Here is a 15,789-nt window from a genome sequence, read left to right as displayed (position 1 = left end):
CCTGGCCGGCATGAACGTGATTTCCCCCGCCTCGAGTCTGGAACGCGCGGCGCTGGCCTACTGGGAGGCTCTGATCCCGCGCGAGGACGACCGCCCGCCACACGCCCGCATCCTGCACATCTTCGAGCAGTTGGAGTCGCTGTCGCGCTCACCGGCCTACCGGGGCCGCCCGCTGGTGGCCACCGCGGTCGAGCTCAAGGACCCCGAGCACCCGGCCGGCGTGGTGACGCGACGCTTCAAGGACATGCTCACCAACTAGTTCCATCTGGAGGCCCGGCGCGCCGGCCTGGCGGTCACCAGCGCGACCACACTGCTGGACGCGGCCGGCCTCCGACAAGAGCCTGTTTGCTTCCTGCGACCGTGACCACTCGGATGTCCCGAAACTTACGGGCAATGGCACTGAAAACGGTCGTTGATCAACGTGACTCCGACGAGAATCGACCACAACGGCGGCTACTCGCAGAGACAGAAAGCTCTTATGCGCACCGTCGAAGACAGGAACAAGGCAATCGTCCGTGAAGCCTTCGACGCTCTTTTCAACGAGCGGGAGTACGCCGCTGCCGAGCGGTTCTGGTCCCCCGACTACATCCAGCACAGCGCTCACATCCCGTCCGGCCGGGGGGCTCTTCGATCTGGTCTAGAGCCTCCCGGCAGAGCTGAAGCACGATCCCTGAGCGGCCTGCCGATGTACGGAGACAACTTCCCCGAGGAGTGCTGAAGATGAGTACCTATCGAGTCGCGCAGGTGACCGCCCCGAACGGCATCTTCGAACTCGCCGAGCGAGAGGTGCCACAGCCGGGTTCCGGGCAGGTCAGGATCGCCCTGGAGGCATGCGGTGTCTGTCACACCGACGCGGCTTTCGTGAGCGGCGGGCTACCGGGCGTGTCGTTCCCCGAAGTACCCGGGCACGAGATTGCCGGGCACATCGAGGAACTGGGCGAAGGCGCTCAGGACCACGGCTGGCAGGTCGGCGACCGGGTCGGGGTCGGCTGGTTCGGTGGCAGCTGCGGCCACTGCAAATCCTGCCGCGAGGGCGACTTCATCGTCTGCCGGAACCTGAAAGTCCCCGGATGGGCGTACGACGGAGGATTCGCTGAGAAGGTGATCGCGCCCGTCGACGCCCTGGCCCGCATCCCCGACGCGGTGTCGGCGAGCGACGCCGGCCCGATGGCCTGCGCGGGCGTGACCGTCTTCAACGGGCTGCGGCGCAGCGCCGCCCGGCCCGGCGATCTGATCGCGGTGCTCGGTCTCGGCGGCCTCGGACACCTCGGGGTGCAGTACGCGATCGCGATGGGCTTCGAGACCGTGGCTGTCGCACGCGGCGCCGAGAAGGCCGACTTCGCCAAACAGCTCGGCGCCCATCACTACATCGACAGCACCTCCGGCGCTCCGGTCGCCGAAGCCCTCCAGTCCCTCGGCGGCGCCAAGGTCGTCCTGGCCACCGCCGGGAACTCCGAGGCCATCACGGCCACCGTGGACGGCCTGGCCCCCCGCGGGGAGCTCGTGGTCATCGGCGCGGACACCGCGCCGCTGGGCGTCAACCCGGCCCAGCTGCTCATGGGCGCCTACATCGTCCGCGGCCACCCGGCCGGCACCTCGCAGGACGTCGAGGACACCATGGCGTTCAGCGCCCTGCACGGCATCCGACCGATAACCGAGACCCTGCCACTGGACCGTGCGGACGAGGCGTTCCAGAAGATGCTCGTCGGCAAGGCCCGCTTCCGGATGGTGCTCACGGTCGGCTGACACCCGTCAGCCACGGCTCTCCAGTCGGCCTGCCTCGGCCGAGTTCGTCGCTTCCGAGGCCACCCGGCCGAGGCCGGTTCCGGCAGCCCCTGCCCTGGTCCGGCTGTCCGGGCTTCGTACTGCTGGCCGTGGGACCCGCCGGGCCCCGCCTTCAGAAGGCTGGGTTCGTGTCGGCAGCCGCTCGGTTTCCGCTGCCGCAGTCGTCTGCGGGAGCTCCGGGGCGGAGTTGAGGGCTATGGCCCCTCCGGCAGACGGGTGGGACTGTGTGGCAGTGGGCGCTGGGTGACCGACTGTCTGGTCGCCGGCGTATGCGTAACCGGTCAGGAAGACACCCGGTTGCCGTTCTGATCCATGCAATCGGTCTTGCCGCTGGAGTGCCGACGGGTTCGGTGAAGGTGGACCACCTGGACCTAGGTTCAGCAAGGCGCGCGCCGGGGGCCCGCAAGGGCATCAAGGGCGCGACGCTGGGTGTGAACCGGGATGGCGGCGCCGCTGCCGCACCGCCCTGACCAGTCCGGACGCCACCTGAGCGACGGCCGGACTGGTCAGGCAACCACACGGCCGTCAACGACCGTGTGGTCCTCAAATCCCATGAACGTGATCGGGGGCCTGACTGCCGCAGGCCCTTAGGTCTGTGACCGCACAGGGCCCTCGATCACCTTCCACTCGCTGTCACGCCATTTCACCCGTCTGCCGGACGGGTGGCACGGAAAGGAAATCCCTGATGACCGCATTCAAGCCCATGCCCGACTTCGCCCTGGGTCCGGACATCCCGGAGTCCGGGTTCGTCGTGACCGATCTGGGCGGCGGCGCCTACGGCGTCACCCAGGGCATGGTCAACACAATGTTCCTGGAGACCAAGAACGGGGTCGTCCTGGTGGACGCTCCTCCGGCCCTGGGAGGCGACAATCTGCTGGCGGCGATCGAGTCGGTCACCCCGAAACCGCTCACACACCTGATCTACAGCCACTCGCACGCCGACCACATCGGTGCGGCTCACCAGCTCAACCGGGACGGCCTGCAGATCATCGGCCACGAGCTCACCGGCCGGTTCATCAAGGAGGCGCACGACGACCGACGTCCGCTGCCGAACATGACCTTCAACGGTCCCCACAAGACGCTGGACATCGACGGGACCCGGTTCACCCTGGACTACACGGGCGACTGGCACCAGGCGGGCAACCTGTTCATCCACGTCCCGGAACTGAGGACCATGGCGGCGATCGACAGCTTCTCCGTCAAGAACCCGCCGTTCTTCCGCCTCGTCTTCTCCGCCCACGTGCCCGCCTACTTCGAAGCCATGGACCAGCTGCTGGAGTACGACTTCGACACCATCGTGAGCGGTCACATGTCCCTGTACGGCACGCCCCAGGACGTGGCGACGAACCGTGACTACATCAACGACCTGCGCAAGTCCGCGGCCGAGGCGCTGCAGACGGTCGACCTGAAGCAGGCCGCGGCCGCCCACAAGGTGCCGGCGAACAACAAGCAGGCCGAACTGAAGGTCTGGATGGACGCGGTCGTCGCCCGCGCAGCCGAGCTGATGCCGAACTATGACAAGCGCCTGGGAGGGACCGACATCTTCCTCGCCGACAACCTCAACGCCGTCGCATGGAGCCTCTTCATCGACTGAGACGAGCGCCCTGCAGTGAGGGGGCGTGGCGCTTGTAGCCGCACAGGACCGCGGCAGGTCTGGGACCGGGTCGTCGCCGGGGCGTGATGGGGACCAGGCCTGCGGCCAGGATCGCTGGCTCGATCACCTGCCCTCGGAACCGTCCGTCGCCCGCTCCCTCCTACTGGCCCTCGCGTCGGGCGTACTCGGGACGCCCCTGAATACGAGGGCCGAGCCCGCCACCCGTTCGGACGAAGCGCCATACACAGCCCAACGTGCGATCACCACATACAACATCGTCTGACAGACCATCTCATCAGGACCGTTCGCCCCGGTCTGGGGCACGAGAAGGAGGGAACGCCGCATGAAGCAATCGACCAGGGTGGACTTGTTGGCGCAGAGCATCGATCTGGCTCTTGGCGTGGTCAGCGGTGTGTCGGTGGACCAGTACCAGGATCCAACCCCATGTTCGGAATTCACGGTGAGAGACCTTGTGAATCACATCGCCATAATGCTCTTGATGACGAGGGATGCGGGCACCCGGGCGGCACCGGATCCCAGCCTGCTGACTGCCGACCCGATGCCTTTTCTCGCCGGACGAGCGGAGTCCGACTGGGCTGGGCTGATGGCTGAAAAGGCGGATCCGGCAGTGAGTGCCTGGTCCGCGCCGACTGCGTGGGCAGGAGAGGCGAGCGTCGGCGGACCGCCCATGGCGGCCACCGCGCTCGGCGAGATCCTCATCGCCGAATTCGCCATCCATGCCTGGGACATGGCAGTAGCCACCGGGCAGCCCATCAACATCCCCGCATCCTTGGCCAGTGCCGCGTTCGACACCTACACACGTGAGGCGCCCCGCATGCGCGGCCTGGGCCTTCTCGCCGACGAGGTGCCACAAGAGACCCACGCACCCCCTTTCGACCGCGCGCTGAGCCTGACCGGCAGGGATCCCCGATGGACCCGACCCACGCGATAGTTCTGCAACTGCCTCCGGTGTGACGAGCAAGACTGATCGCCGGTGGTGTGGGGAATGCCATGCATCAGGTGTGATTTCACGTAGGAGTCACGCCTGATGTCTGCCCAACGAGCCGCTGGAGGAATTGGCCGCGCTCGACGCGCAGCATCACACGCCGACCAACACATGGCCCCGCCGCGGCATCGAGTATGTCCCGCGAGAGGGTGGCGTCGTCGCTGGCTCAGGCGAAAAGGACGGCGCCGCCAAGCGTGGACAGCTCAGCGAGCGCGGTACCCCTCATTCAGGGTCTCGTCGAGCTGCTGAAACCTTCGACGAGGTCGCGCGGGCAACGGTGAAGGGTGCGTACAGAGCGGCCGGGCTCGGCCGTTCATGGCCACGGCCTGCTCACCGAACACCGGTCAGATCTGCCGGTCGTTCCCCCGGCTACCTTCTTCCGAGACGTCACCAACAACATGCGGATCACCCTCGAAGACAACTTCGGTCCGGTCCTCGCCGTCATCCCCTACGAGGACGACGAGGAGGCGATCGCCATCGCCAACGATTCCGAGTACGGACTCGATCGATTCCACCCGGTTCAGCCCCAACGCGCGGGTGTGGATGAGGACTTCACCCGCACCGGAACCGGGGCGGTGATCTCCTCAAGCCGCAGGACCTCGGGGCCACCGGTCTCATGAAAACGGACGGCGCGGCTCATGACGCGATGTTCCGGGGCGCCGTGCCGTGCCCGGAGGGGGAGGATGCCTCTGCGTCTGTCGGGGTGCTCCAGCTGGCGAGCAGCCGGAGCGTCTCCGCGGAGGCGGAGCCGGGTTCGGCGGTGTAGAGGCAGATGGTCTGGTCGGGATCGGCGGGAAGGGCCAGCGTTTCGTAGGAAAGCGTGAGTTCGCCGACCACGGGGTGATGGAGGCGCTGGGTGCCGTGGGCACACTGGTCCACGCGGTGGCTTGCCCACCAGGTGTGGAACTGGGGCACCTTGATGGACAGCTCCCCGACCAGCTCGTTCAGCTGGGGGTCGTCGGGGTGGCGGCCGGCCGCCAGGCGCAGGCTGGCGACGAACGTCTCGGCGACTTTGTCCCAGTCCCTGTACAGATCGCGGGCGGCAGGGTGGAGCAGGACGAAGCGGGCGAGATTGCGCTCGCGGTACGGCAGCGTGTCGAAGTCGGTGATCAGCACGTGGGCGAGGTGATTGCCCGCCAGGACGTCGCTGCGGTGGTTGATGACGAGGGCCGGAGAGACGTTGTCCAGAACGTCCAGCATGCGGTGGACCGCCGGCCGCACCCGCGGCACGCGGGCCGGACGGTGCCGGCCCGGACCGGGTGTCTTGGGCCGGGCGAGCTCGAAGAGATAGCCGCGTTCGAGGTCGTCCAGGCGCAGAGCGCTGGCCACAGCCTCCAGCACCGTCTCCGAGACGTGGGGGTGCCGGCCCTGTTCGAGGCGGGCATAGTAGTCCGTACTCACCCCGGCCAGGTGCGCGACCTCCTCGCGGCGCAGCCCCGGCACCCGGCGCGCGCCGCCGCTGAAGCCCACCCCCGCGTCCTCGGGGCGCAGACGCGCCCGTCGCGAGCGCAGGAAGTCACCCAGTTCGCCGTTCTGTTTCATGTATCCAGTGTGAGCACCGCAGCGCCGTGACGGGGTCGGTGAAGGTGGACCACCTGGACCTAGGTTCAGCAAGGCGCGTGCACGGGGTCCGCAAGGGCATGAAGGGCGCGAAGCTGGATGTGAACCGGGACGGCAGCGCCGCCTCACCAGCGATGTACGGCTGGAGCGGAGCCCTCACCTGCGTGCAGTAACCGTAGGGAGCGAGCGGAAGCCATCTGGTTCGTCCTTCGACCACCTTACGGAGCAGCTGGATCATGCCGTTCGTCATCTATGTCCTCGGGCTGGGCATCTTCGCTCAGGGCACCTCGGAGTTCATGCTCTCCGGGGTGCTGCCCTCCGTCGCCCACGATCTCGACGTCCCCCTCTCCTCCGCCGGACTGCTGGTGTCCGCCTTCGCCATCGGCATGTTCACCGGAGCACCCCTGCTGGGCCTGGCCACCCTGAAGATGCCGCGCCGCGCCGCGCTGATCGGCTTCCAGCTCGTCTTCATCGCCGCCCATGTCGCCGCCGCACTCGTCCCGAACTTCGGGTTCCTGCTGGCCATGCGCGTGGTGTCGGCCATGGCGTATGCCGGGTTCTGGGCCGTGGCCTCGGTCGCGGCCATCTCACTCGTGGACGCCACCCAAGCGCGGCCGGGCCATATCGGTGGTCGTCTCAGGGCTGAGCGTAGCCACCATCATCGGCGTCCCGGCCAGCACCCTGCTGGCCCAGCACGCCGGATGGCAGGCGGCCTTCTGGGCCGTGGCCCTGATCACCGCGCTCTCCGCGGTCGCACTGCTGATCGTCCTGCCCGGCGGCCGTGACACCACGGCGGCACAGCCCCACCTGGGCACGGAACTGCGCTCGCTGAGGGTGCCGCGGCTGTGGGTCGCCTACGCCACCACCGCACTGTCCGTAGCCGCCAACTTCGCGATCTTCGCCTACCTCGGCGCCCTCCTCAAGGACGTCACCGGCATCAGCGATGGCCTCATACCCCTCGTGCTGGGACTCTACGGAGTCGGCGCGCTGGCCGGCCTGACCATCGGAGGACGCAACGCCGACCGCGCCCCCTTCACCGTCCTGCTCGCCGGCATGGGCTCCTTCGCCGCGGTCGCGGTCGTACTCGCCGTCACCGCGAACAGCGCATGGGCGGCGATCCCGCTCGTGGTGCTGCTGGGCGCGGCCGAATTCTCCGTCACCCCCGCCGTCAATGCCAGGGTGTTCTCCATCCTGGGCGAGACCAGAACGCTGGGCGGCGCCGTGAACATCGCCGCCTTCAACATCGGCATCGCCGCCGCCCCCATAGTCTCCGGTCTCGTCATCAACACGGGACTGGGACTGGCGGGCACAGCCTGGATCGGCGCAGCCTTCGCCGTAACGGCCATGGGCAGCACTCTGCTGGACCGCCACCTCACCCGGCGCCACCAGAGCGTCACACTCGAAGCCGGATTGCTCACGGCCACCCTCAACCGGCAGCGGGCCACTGCCGCCACCCACTGATGCCCCACGACCACGGCCCACGACCCACAAGGCATGTGCTTGGCCCGGCGCTCATGACGCGGCGCGAGCCCATCCGCCCTTGATGGCCGGCGTCGCGCTGAGGCGGCCGCGATATCGAAGGCGTTAGGCACGGTCTTCCGGCGGCTGGACCAGCAGCTGGTGAGCGGGCCTGGCACTTGCCACTGGGATTCAGGGACATGATCGCCTGTAGCTGCCGTTCAATGACCTCGCTGTCTCGACCGGCCCGACGTCGGTCAGCACGGTCTTGGACCGCGTGCCGTTGCGGAAGTTGCCGCCATACTTCCTGGCTTCCACCCCAGCAGGCCGGGCGCTTCGACCGGCGTCAGACCTCCGCACGAGGTGGCTCTGCCCTCGGGATCAGGGCCACGGCGGATCGCGCCGCCTGCTCGAGCGTCGTGGCGTCGACGTCCGCCTTGGCAATGGAATCGATGCCCCTGACGACGCTCAGCAGCAGATACCCCAGAGCCGAGGAGTCGACATGGTCGGCCGCTTCCCCTGCGTCCTGGGCGTCGCGAATCGCGCCCGCGAGGACGCCGGCGAGATCGTCGAACGCGCGGCGGGCCGTCTGTGCCACCTCCTCGTCCTGACCGGCACGGTCCGCGGTGACCTTGGTGAGGAAGCATCCACGGTGGGGCGACTCGCCGGCGAAGGCGCCGGCGAGGGAGACGAGGTAGTGCTCGAGTCGCGCCATCGGTGAGGGAAGCACCGCTTTCGGGCCGCCCTGCAGCTGCTCGCGGGCCTGGGGCGACGAGGTCCCGGCAGTAGTCGGAGAAGACACGCACGTACAGGTCGTGCTTGTTGCCGAACGCCTTGTAGATGCTGCCCTTGCCCAGCCCAGTTGCTTCCATGAGGTCATAGGTGGACGTGCCGGCAAATCCAGTCGTCCAGAACTGGTCGCGTACGACATTCAGTGCCCCAACACCACCTGCATGAACTTCATGGGATACCTAGACTCAATTTTTTACTTGAATACCAATGGAGGCTTGGTCTACTTTAGAGACCACCACGGATCGTTCGACTTACCAAGGAGTCCCAGATGTCCCAGGTTGCTGCCCCCCAGCCGCGCGTAGTTGTCGCCTTCCACTCCGGATACGGACACACCGCCGTCCTCGCCGAGGCCGTCCAGCGCGGTGCTGAGAAGGCCGGCGCACACGTGACGTTCGTCGCGGTGGACGCCATCACCGACGAGCAGTGGCACGAGCTGGACACGGCTGACGCAGTGATCTTCGGGGCGCCGACCTACATGGGCGGCGCATCCGCGGGCTTCCACGCGTTCGCCGAGGCCAGTAGCGGCAGGTACCTCAACGGCACCTGGGCGGACAAGATCGCCGCCGGCTTCACCAACTCTGCCTCCAAGAGTGGGGACAAGCTCAACACCCTGAACTTCCTGGCCGCCTTCGCCGCCCAGCACCACATGATCTGGGTGGGCCTGGGACTGGCCCCGGGCTGGAACGCCCTCCAAGCCAGCGAATCCGACCTCAACCGGCTCGGCTTCTGGGTCGGTGCGGGAGCCCAGACCCCTCAGGACGGTGGCATCGAGACGGTGCACGAAGCCGACATCGCCACCGCCGAACACCTCGGGGCGCGGGTCACCGCACAGGCCGCAGCCCTCACCGTCGGCCGGGCCGCCCTGGCCGAAGTCACTGTCTGACCGGCCCATCCCGGTACCCCAATTCCCGGCACTCCAGGGGCCTTCGGGCGAAAAGCCCTTCCCTTACCAGGACCGCGAGGATCCTCACGGTCCGTGCCATGAAGAACGACTAGGAGCACGACCATGCCTCTGCACGGTGAGTACGAGCCGAGCGCCACCTCGTGGGTGCGCGACCAGGTCGCGCAGTACGAGGCCTCCGACGGCGCGGAAGGCGGGACCTTCCTGGACCTGCCGGTCATCATCCTGACCACCAAGGGCGTGAAGTCCGGAAGGATCCGCAAGATGCCCCTGATGCGGGTCGAGCACAACGGCTCCTACGCGGTGGCCGCGTCCAACGGAGGCGCCGACACGCACCCTTCCTGGTACCGGAACGTCGTCGCCCATCCCCTTGTCGAGGTGCAGGACCGAGCGGTCAAGCAGGACATGATCGCCCGCGAGCTCCACGGCGAGGAGAAGACCGAATGGTGGAAGCGCGCGGACGCCGCCTACCCACCCTTCGTCGAGTACCGGGCCGGAACCGACCGCGACATCCCGCTCTTCGTCCTCGAACCGGTCACAGACAAACACTGACCGACCGTCACCCGGGTGGGGCCTACCGAACGGCACCGCTCCACCCGGACACCCGCGGACCCACGACGGCGACACGACGATGTCGCCCTCCCCCGCCGGCCCCACACCGTCAAGGCGGGCTTCTCCTGGCGCGAACGCCCGACCACCTACCCCACTACATCCACCGGGACGAATCGCAGCCGGGTGACAGCCGCACTCCACCGCCTGTCCTCAGTCCGACTGACAGTCCCTCAAGTCGAGGGCATCGACACCGATGTCACGCTCCTCGACGAGGAGCCTCGCCGACACCGTGCAGGCACTGAACGCCCAGCACGTGGAGGCCTCGTGGCCGGCCTCACCTCGGTGGTCAACCGCCACTGGACAGCGCACGCAAGCCTTCACACCATCGACGTCCAAGGCAACGCACGCCGCGTTACGGCGGTGAACCGCGGCTTCACCACCCGCCCGGCCCCGCGCTATACGGCGCAACAGCCCGCACAGTCCGGTCCCGGCCACTCACCGCCGCAGTCGGCTCACGCCCCCTGGTCGGAGGCGTGGCGCTTGTCGTAGGCGACGCGGGCCTCGTGCACGCGCGCGGCCCGCTTCTCGGTCCAGGAACACAGGGCCCGGGTCTCCTCGGCGATCTCACTGCCGAGGTCGGTCAGCCCGTACAGCACCAAAGGCGGCAAGACCTCAGGGTCGACGCTGCGCAGGACCAGGCCGTCACGTTCCAGCGTCCGCAGGGTCTGCGACAGCATCTTCCGGCTGATCCCACCCAGAGACCGCTGCAGCTCCGAGTACCGCTGGGCACCGCGCTCCCGCAGGCTCGCCAGCATCAGCAGGGCCCACTTGTCGGCCAGGTCCACAAAGACATCACGACTGGGACAGGCCGCATCGAGGATGTCCATCGGCCGGTCCGAGTCGATGGTCACTGACCGCTCCTGCTCTACCATGACCGCATTCTATACCAGGAAACCAAGGCTCCTCATACTCTCTTCTGGAGTCAAGGTCTCCAGTGAGCTCTAGCCGGGTGGCGGCCCTCTCGGCCAGTTCGGACCGCGCGGCCGCCACCGTCGGGGATACGGTCGGCCGAGCGCTCGTCCCCACGTGCATCAGCTCGCCAAAGCCGGTCATTCTGCGCCCAACCCGGGCGTTCTGGCGTCGGAGCAGACCACCCTCACGAAAGCCGGAATCTTCGACATCCCACCCATTCGGATAGGTTTGTCTATAACTTTCCTTGCCGGATCACAGGTGGGAGACGATGTCAGGCAAGAGCAGGTGTACCCAGCAGCCGCAGGCGGCGGAAGGCGCCTCCTCCGGCGCCCCGGCACATGCTCCCCACTCCCCCTTGCCGCCCGCACACAGTGCGGATTTGAACGCTTACGACACGCTAAGGCTCGGACTGAACCGCGCGGTGGCAGTGGCTCAGGCCATGGGCGGCATGGTGCACCTCGGGCCCCTGAGGAGCAGCGGCCTGTACTTGGCGGTGGAAAGCAACGTCGACGGGCCAGGAACGCAACGCTGGGAAGAGATCGACCGCCGCTCGCCGGAGGCTCCCGCATACGCGGTACGCATCAACGCCCCGGCATGGACAGCGCCGACGAGCCCCGAATCGGCCGCGTGCCTGCCTGGCGTGCCCTCAGGAGCCGGACTGCTCTCGGTTCCGGTACCGGTACCGGCCTCGGACGAGCCCCTCGGCGTACTGTCCGTCTTCACCCGTACGCCGGAGAAGCCGGCTCTGCACCAGCAACTGACGGCCGTGGCAGGCTGGATCGCCGACTGCCTGCACGACAGTCCAGGACCTCCTCGACCTGAGGATGCGGGACGGCCGGCCGACTGCGACACCGCGGAACTCCCCGTCGGATTCTGGGGCTGGGATTTCGGTACCGGCACGGTGATCTGGGACGATGCCGCGCTCTGCATCCTGGGGATCGACGCGAAGGAATTCGACGGGCAGATCCGTACCTGGCGGCGACTGGTCCACCCGCAGGATCTCCCGCAGATGCTGGCGCGGGCCGACGAGGCCATCCGCGCCCACACGCCTTACCAGGCGGAATTTCGGGTCCGCCAGCCGGATACCGGCATGCGCCGGGTGGAGGTCCGGGGCCAGGCATCGAGTGCCGACGACGGCTCCGGCCCGCGCCTGGCCGGGATGGTGCGTGACATCACCTCGGGCCACCTGGCCAAGGAACCGGCGGAGCAAGCCCTGTCGCCTGTGCGCAACGGAATCCTGGCCGTCGACCCCTCCTGGCGGATCATCTTTGCCAATCCGGAGGCCGAGCGCCTGCTTGCCCCGTCGCGGCAGTTCCTCGGGCAGGTGCTGTGGGATGCGGTTCCGGCGCTGTGCTCGCCCAGCTTGGAGGAAGCAGGCAGGCAAGCAGCGGCCGAGGGCGGACCGACCCAGCTGGACGTACGCACGTACACCGACCGACGGCTGCATGTGCGACTGGCCCCGCTGCCGGACGGCCTGACCCTGTGCATCACCGACATCAGCAGCACCCGGCACCCGCAAGCCACCGAGGCCTCCGCCGAGGGCGCTGCCGTCGAACGTACCGCGCGCATCGTGGAGCTCACCCGAGCCCTTGCCGGCGCGGTCACCGGACATGACGTGGCCGATGTGATGGCCACCCACATGGTTCCCCTGTTCGAGGCCAAAGACGTCAGCGTCTGGACTCACGAAAACGGCCGAGCGTTTCTGATGGGCAGTGCCGGCCCCAAGGAGAGCCTCCGCCGCTTCGAAGGCGCCCGCATCGCAGAGCTTCCGGCGTCTACCCAAGCCTTCATCGAGGGCACCTTGCACTTCATCTCCTCCGCGGAGGAGTTCATCAGCCGCTTCCCAGCGCTTGCCGACCTGCCCGCTGCGAGCGGGGCCCAGGCATGGGCGATCCTGCCGCTGATCGCCTCCGGGCGCACCGTGGGCACTTCATGTGTCATCTACGAGCATCCGCACGCCTTCAGCCAGGAGGAACGCACCCTGTTCACCGCTATGAGTGGCATGGTCGCCCAGGCTTTGGAGCGCGCCCGGCTGTTCGACGCCGAGCACCGCCGGGCCCAGGAACTCCAGCGCGGTTTGCTCCCGCGGCGCCTGCCCGCCCTGTCCGCTGTGACCGCCTGCGCCCGTTACCAGCCCGCCGGCGACGGCACGTATGCCGGAGGCGACTGGTACGACGTCATCCCGCTGTCGGCCGAGCGGGTTGCTCTGGTCATCGGAGACGTCATGGGGCACGGTGTGTCCGAGGCCATCACCATGGGCCGACTGCGCACCGCGGGCCGTACGCTCGCTGATCTCGAGCAGCCTCTGGACGAGCTCTTCTTCCACCTCAACGAAATCGTCAGCGGCCTCGGGGACGGCTTTTACGCCACCTGCCTCTGCATCGTCTACGACCCGGTCAACCACATGTGCGAGGCCATCACCGCCGGCCATCCTCCGCCCGCCATCCTCCGGCCCGACGGAACCAGCTACTTCCCGGACCTGCCTGTCAATCCCCCGCTCGGCGCCGCCACCCCGCCCTTCGACACAGCCGAGTTCAGCCTGCCCGACGGCGCGATCCTCGCGCTCTACACCGACGGCCTCGTCGAATCCGGCGGACTGGACATCGCCGAAGGCATGGGCCGCCTCGCCTGCCACCTTCGCCCCGCCCACGTTCAGGTGACAGAGACCCTCGACGACCTGTGCGACCGCCTGATCACCACCCTGCTGCCCGACCAGCGCAGCCGCGATGACAGCGCACTGCTCGTGGCCCGCACCCAGGCGCTGGCTCCGGAGAACATCTCCTGCTTGCAGCTGCAAGACGACCCCACAGCCGCCGGCCAAGCCCGCGCGCATGTCCGAGCCCAGCTCGCCGTCTGGAACCTGGATGAACTGATCATGACTACCGAACTCGTCGCCAGCGAGCTCGTCGGCAATGTCGTCCGCCATGCAAGAGGACCGATCACCCTGCGGCTGCTGCGCGGCCGAACCCTCATCTGCGAAGTCGCAGACGCCAGCCCCGCGATGCCCAGAATCCGTCGAGCGGCTGACACCGACGAGAACGGCCGCGGGCTCCAGCTGATCTCCGCTGTGACCAGCCGGTGGGGCGCCCGCTACACAGGGTCCGGCAAGTGCATCTGGACCGAGCAGTCCCTGTCCACCGACCCGCTTGGTGAGCGAATCTCGTACGAGTCCGTGTGAGGCGGGCTCCCGATCCCGGTGCAGGACGTCGACCAGCCGCCTGCCCGCCGCCGGACGTGTGGCCCCCAGCAACCTGCGCGCTTGCCGGGTCAGCTGCGTGCATTGACGCGGTACTGCGCGACCAGGCCAGCGGTTGCGGCGACGAGGACGGCGACACCGTAGCCGAGGACGGTGCCCTGCAGACCGACCGGAGCGATCAGGAGTCCTGCGATGATGGCCGGCACTCCGAAGCTCAGGTAGGCGACCAGGTAGATGGATGCGAAGAGCCCTGCCCTCTGGTGGGGCTGTACGAGCGGAGCGATGGTCCGGATGGCGCCGGAGAACGAGGCACCGAAGCCCACGCCGCCGATGATGCCTCCCACCCACAGCAGAGACAGCATTCCCGTGGCGACACCGGCCTCGATCACTGCGGTTCCCAACAGCACACCCGCGCCGCCCACGAAGATGGTGCGGCGTGCTGTCAGACGGCCGAGGAAGAGGCCGGCCACGGCGGCTGCCGCGGGCTCGACGAAAGCCGTGGCACCGTTCAGGAGACCACTGTGCAGGCCCAGCAGGTCCCGGATGATGGTGGGCACGAGCCCCATGAAGAGGCCGGCCAGCATCCATGCGGCCATGTGAACGGGAATGCTCGCCAGGAACTCACCACGTGCGGCCCGGGGGATGGAGACGCGGGGAATGAGGGTGCGTGCCGCTTCGGGACGCCTGGAGACGGTCTCCGCGGAGAACGCGGCAACCCCCGTGCCGAGGACCATGATCGCCGCAAGGGCCGTGAACACGATCGCCGTCGCGTGGCTGCTGAACTGGACCGCCGCGCCGGTCAGCAGGGCGCCCAGGCCGAGCCCGCCCGCCGGAGCGATGCTGGTGATGATGGTGCCGAGCTTCTTGTGGCGTTCCGGGGCATGTTCCACGACCGAGGCGGAGAAGGCGCTCGTGGCCGCGCCGGTGGCGATGCCCTGGATCGTGCGGGCTGCGATGACCCAACCGATGTCCGGAGCGAAGACGAACATGAGCATCGCCCCGAGTTCCACAAGGAGCGAGCCGACCAGGACGGGTCGGCGTCCGATGTGGTCGGACAGCGATCCGGCGACCAGCAGTGCCGCCAGCAGGCCGAGCGCGTAGGAAGCGAAGGCAACCGTCAGCACCCAGGCGGGGAAATGCCACTGCTGCTCGAAGACGACCAGCAGCGGGGTGGGTGCGCCTGCGGCCACGTACAACGTTGCGAAGACAGCAGCCGACCCGGCGAACGCAGCGGAAGGGGGAAGCAGCCTGCGGGACCGGCCGGGCTCAGAGGCCGCGAGGCCGGGGCTGCGGTCATGCCTTGATTCGGTGAGGGACACCTCAGAGCCTCCTAAGGCCAAGCTTTGTGCATTAGCATCACTGTAAACCCGGAGGAGGCTTAACGCCAAGTGGTGTGCGTTATAGTGGGTGGATGGTTGCAGAATCGTCCCCGCGGCGGCGCACCGGAGGCCGCAGCGCCGCGGTGCTGACGTCCATCAGGAAGGCCGTCGAGGAACTGATCGCCGAACGGGGCAGTGACGCCGTCACCATCCCGATGGTCGCGGAGCGTGCGGGAGTGAATCACTCGAGCATCTACCGGCGCTGGGGCGACGCCCGGACCATGGTCAACGACCTGGCGACCTACCGGCTCGACCCGGACCGCGGCCTTCCCGACACCGGGGACCTGCGCGCCGATCTGACCACCTGGGCACAGGAGCTGATCAGCCACTACAGCGTCCCGGTGAACGCCGCCCTCCTGCGCGGCGGGGCCGCCGCAGCCGGCGAGGACGAATCGGACTGCCTGCGCGACCGCCGGACAGAAGCAGCCGGCTTCGCCGCACGCCCCGGCAGCACCTTCACCGGCGACCAGGTCATCGACCTGCTGGTCGCCCCCATCATCTACAGAGCCATCTTCCTGCCCTGGACACTGCCCGAGACGGATGCGCACACCTACGTCGACGAACTCTGCGACCGCTCCACCTGACCCCCACCAC

The 15,789-nt window shown here is 68.0% G+C and carries 15 protein-coding genes and 2 pseudogenes; 12 read left to right on the top strand and 5 right to left on the bottom strand.

Translation table 11 applies throughout. The features are described 5' to 3' along the window. Nucleotides 1–10 precede the first annotated feature (10 nt). The 6 genes from KVT44_RS46500 to KVT44_RS60810 all read left to right on the top strand — a co-directional run bounded on the left by KVT44_RS46500 (nt 11) and on the right by KVT44_RS60810 (nt 5,005). The gene (locus tag KVT44_RS46500; protein ID WP_217574256.1) at nt 11–259 is read left to right on the top strand and encodes a hypothetical protein; all 249 of its coding nucleotides are present in this window, start codon (nt 11–13) and stop codon (nt 257–259) included. 153 nt (nt 260–412) lie between these two features. Next, the gene (locus KVT44_RS46495) at nt 413–718 is read left to right on the top strand and encodes a hypothetical protein (RefSeq protein ID WP_217574254.1); all 306 of its coding nucleotides are present in this window, start codon (nt 413–415) and stop codon (nt 716–718) included. 2 nt (nt 719–720) lie between these two features. After that, the gene (locus tag KVT44_RS46490; RefSeq protein ID WP_217574252.1) at nt 721–1,746 is read left to right on the top strand and encodes an alcohol dehydrogenase; all 1,026 of its coding nucleotides are present in this window, start codon (nt 721–723) and stop codon (nt 1,744–1,746) included. Nucleotides 1,747–2,470: 724 nt separating this feature from the next. Beyond that, entirely contained in the window at nt 2,471–3,379 is a 909-nt protein-coding gene (locus tag KVT44_RS46485; protein WP_217574250.1) for an MBL fold metallo-hydrolase, read from the top strand. Nucleotides 3,380–3,722: 343 nt separating this feature from the next. Beyond that, nucleotides 3,723–4,331 carry a TIGR03086 family metal-binding protein gene (locus KVT44_RS46480; protein WP_217574248.1) on the top strand — a complete coding sequence of 203 codons (609 nt, stop codon included), beginning with the start codon at nt 3,723–3,725 and terminating at the stop codon, nt 4,329–4,331. Between the two features lie 338 nt (nt 4,332–4,669). Next, nucleotides 4,670–5,005 carry an aldehyde dehydrogenase family protein gene (locus tag KVT44_RS60810; RefSeq protein WP_308314306.1) on the top strand — a complete coding sequence of 112 codons (336 nt, stop codon included), beginning with the start codon at nt 4,670–4,672 and terminating at the stop codon, nt 5,003–5,005. Between the two features lie 16 nt (nt 5,006–5,021). On the opposite strand, the gene KVT44_RS46470 is transcribed toward KVT44_RS60810, so the two are convergent. After that, on the bottom strand, nt 5,022–5,927 hold the full coding sequence (locus KVT44_RS46470) for a helix-turn-helix transcriptional regulator (RefSeq protein ID WP_217574246.1): 906 nt from the start codon (nt 5,925–5,927) through the stop codon (nt 5,022–5,024). 254 nt (nt 5,928–6,181) lie between these two features. On the opposite strand from KVT44_RS46470, the pseudogene KVT44_RS59070 reads away from it, so the two are divergent. Beyond that, nucleotides 6,182–6,487, top strand: a pseudogene (locus tag KVT44_RS59070) (MFS transporter); the annotation flags it as partial. Next, nucleotides 6,426–7,406 (top strand): MFS transporter, encoded by a 981-nt coding sequence (locus tag KVT44_RS46465; RefSeq protein ID WP_308314305.1) that lies wholly within the window; start codon nt 6,426–6,428, stop codon nt 7,404–7,406. The pseudogene KVT44_RS59070 and the gene KVT44_RS46465, both read left to right, overlap by 62 nt. 343 nt (nt 7,407–7,749) lie before the next feature. Here KVT44_RS46465 and KVT44_RS46460 read toward each other — a convergent pair whose 3' ends face one another. Beyond that, complete coding sequence (locus KVT44_RS46460) at nt 7,750–8,118, bottom strand: hypothetical protein (RefSeq protein ID WP_217574244.1); 369 nt, start codon at nt 8,116–8,118, stop codon at nt 7,750–7,752. A 97-nt stretch (nt 8,119–8,215) separates the two neighbouring features. Beyond that, nucleotides 8,216–8,338: pseudogene (locus tag KVT44_RS61210) on the bottom strand (TetR/AcrR family transcriptional regulator); the annotation flags it as partial. A gap of 125 nt (nt 8,339–8,463) precedes the next feature. Here KVT44_RS61210 and KVT44_RS46450 point away from each other — a divergent pair. Next, nucleotides 8,464–9,078 (top strand): flavodoxin family protein, encoded by a 615-nt coding sequence (locus tag KVT44_RS46450; protein ID WP_190174736.1) that lies wholly within the window; start codon nt 8,464–8,466, stop codon nt 9,076–9,078. A gap of 123 nt (nt 9,079–9,201) precedes the next feature. After that, on the top strand, nt 9,202–9,648 hold the full coding sequence (locus KVT44_RS46445; RefSeq protein WP_217574242.1) for a nitroreductase family deazaflavin-dependent oxidoreductase: 447 nt from the start codon (nt 9,202–9,204) through the stop codon (nt 9,646–9,648). 512 nt (nt 9,649–10,160) lie between these two features. Here KVT44_RS46445 and KVT44_RS46440 read toward each other — a convergent pair. Then, nucleotides 10,161–10,559: a helix-turn-helix domain-containing protein gene (locus tag KVT44_RS46440; protein ID WP_308314304.1), complete on the bottom strand. Its 399-nt coding sequence runs from the start codon at nt 10,557–10,559 to the stop codon at nt 10,161–10,163. A gap of 329 nt (nt 10,560–10,888) precedes the next feature. Between KVT44_RS46440 and KVT44_RS46435 the strand changes: the two genes are divergently transcribed. Beyond that, complete coding sequence (locus tag KVT44_RS46435; protein WP_217574240.1) at nt 10,889–13,798, top strand: SpoIIE family protein phosphatase; 2,910 nt, start codon at nt 10,889–10,891, stop codon at nt 13,796–13,798. Between the two features lie 89 nt (nt 13,799–13,887). Here KVT44_RS46435 and KVT44_RS46430 read toward each other — a convergent pair whose 3' ends face one another. Next, the gene (locus KVT44_RS46430; RefSeq protein ID WP_217574238.1) at nt 13,888–15,135 is read right to left on the bottom strand and encodes an MFS transporter; all 1,248 of its coding nucleotides are present in this window, start codon (nt 15,133–15,135) and stop codon (nt 13,888–13,890) included. 92 nt (nt 15,136–15,227) lie between these two features. Here KVT44_RS46430 and KVT44_RS46425 point away from each other — a divergent pair, with 92 nt between their 5' ends. Next, nucleotides 15,228–15,779 carry a TetR/AcrR family transcriptional regulator gene (locus KVT44_RS46425; protein WP_254650827.1) on the top strand — a complete coding sequence of 184 codons (552 nt, stop codon included), beginning with the start codon at nt 15,228–15,230 and terminating at the stop codon, nt 15,777–15,779. Nucleotides 15,780–15,789 lie beyond the last annotated feature (10 nt).

The sequence above is a fragment of the Streptomyces sp. GbtcB7 genome (genome assembly GCF_019091445.1).
Classification (GTDB): domain Bacteria; phylum Actinomycetota; class Actinomycetes; order Streptomycetales; family Streptomycetaceae; genus Streptomyces; species Streptomyces mirabilis.
The sequence above is the reverse complement of the archived record's forward strand: the minus strand, read 5'-3'. Positions and strand labels throughout refer to the sequence as shown.